Genomic DNA, 1,306 nt, shown 5'->3' with positions numbered 1-1,306 from the left:
GCCAAGGGACGCCAGCTCAAAGGCCGCTGGTTCGCCGCCGTCGATTTCGACGACAGCCGCTCGGTGGCGTGGGCCAGCCCGCGCGAGACCAACGACAAGCTGGCCAGCCGCAAGGCGGCCCTGACCTGGGCGCTTGAGCACCGGACGGGCGGTCAGGAATGAGAATCAGCGCGCCGCCGGACCGCTACGCCGCCGCGCTGGACGAGCTGGCCCTGATGGCCGTGCAGGCCAGCGACCCGGACCACTTCATCCTGCTGCGGGCGGCCATGCGCCGGATCATCGCCCAGGACCTCAAGGGATCCGGCGGCATGCCCGGAGTCAGGGGCACCATCCCCGACCACGCGGCCGCGGCCGCCGACGATCTGCTGCGCGCCGCCCGCGCCCGATGCTCCGTCGCGACCGGCCGAGGCCAGGGCGGCCAGGTCGACGACGCACACCCGGAGGCCGACCGCCTCGGCCAGCCCCGCCCGCACCCGGGCGAGCCCATCACCCCTGATCCCCGAGCCGCCGCACGGCTCGGCACGGAGGAGACATGAGCGTAATGATCGAGCAGGCCACCAGCCCTCTGGGGCTGGCGCGCCTGGACCCTGACCCGTGGCGTCCGCCTGGACGCCCGCCCCGGGTCGGCATCCTGCTGAACGGCCGTAACCAGGTCGCGTGGTACGACGACATCGCCGACCTGGACGCGCTGGAGACCGCCGCCCGCGAGGCGCGGGCGCTGCTGCTGCGCGCCCAGGAGGAGGACCGCCAGGCCGCGCAGGCCGTCATGCAGACCGCCATGGACGGACCCGCCGCGACGCCGGACGTTCCGGTGCCGCCCCCGGCCGAGCCCGCGACGAACCTCTTCGACGAGCTGGGCGGGGACGAGCCCGCGACGGCCCCGGTGGCCATGATCCGGCCGTACGTTCCCCAGCACCAGGCCCCGGCCGCGCCGCCGGCACCCCCCGAGCCGGTGACGCCCCCTTTCCCGGTCGGGCGGCCGCCGTACTGACCGGCCGCCACGCTCAGCCTGCCCCGTCCGGGCGCCTCGCCCGGCTCGTCGCCCGCTGGCGGGGGGCATGGCAGGACATGCCGCCCCGCGAGAACGCCTGGGGCTGACCGCTCAATCCCCCTGAACATCCCGGGCCCGTCTGTGGGGCCTGGCCCGGGATCCGGCCAGTCGCTGCGCTCTGCGGCTGGCCCATGGGCCGCACCCCGCGAGGGGTCGCACCGGGTGCGGCCCGCCCCCCACCTCCGCGGCCGCCACTGCGCGGCGGCCGCCGCCACGCATATGTAAGGAGTAAGCCGATGACAGCACGAGGCCGGT

The 1,306-nt window shown here is 75.8% G+C and carries 2 protein-coding genes; both read left to right on the top strand.

Going from position 1 to position 1,306, the window contains the following annotated elements:
* Positions 1-158: 158 nt before the first annotated feature.
* Entirely contained in the window at positions 159-536 is a 378-nt protein-coding gene (locus Aph01nite_RS40900) for a hypothetical protein (RefSeq protein ID WP_204046476.1), read from the top strand.
* Complete coding sequence (locus Aph01nite_RS40895) at positions 533-991, top strand: hypothetical protein (protein ID WP_204046475.1); 459 nt, start codon at positions 533-535, stop codon at positions 989-991. Before Aph01nite_RS40900 ends, Aph01nite_RS40895 begins: the two co-directional genes overlap by 4 nt.
* Positions 992-1,306: the final 315 nt, after the last annotated feature.

It is taken from the genome of Acrocarpospora phusangensis (assembly GCF_016862995.1).
Lineage (GTDB): Bacteria > Actinomycetota > Actinomycetes > Streptosporangiales > Streptosporangiaceae > Acrocarpospora > Acrocarpospora phusangensis.
Note: the sequence above shows the minus strand (reverse complement) of the source record. Positions and strands in the feature narration are given on the sequence as shown.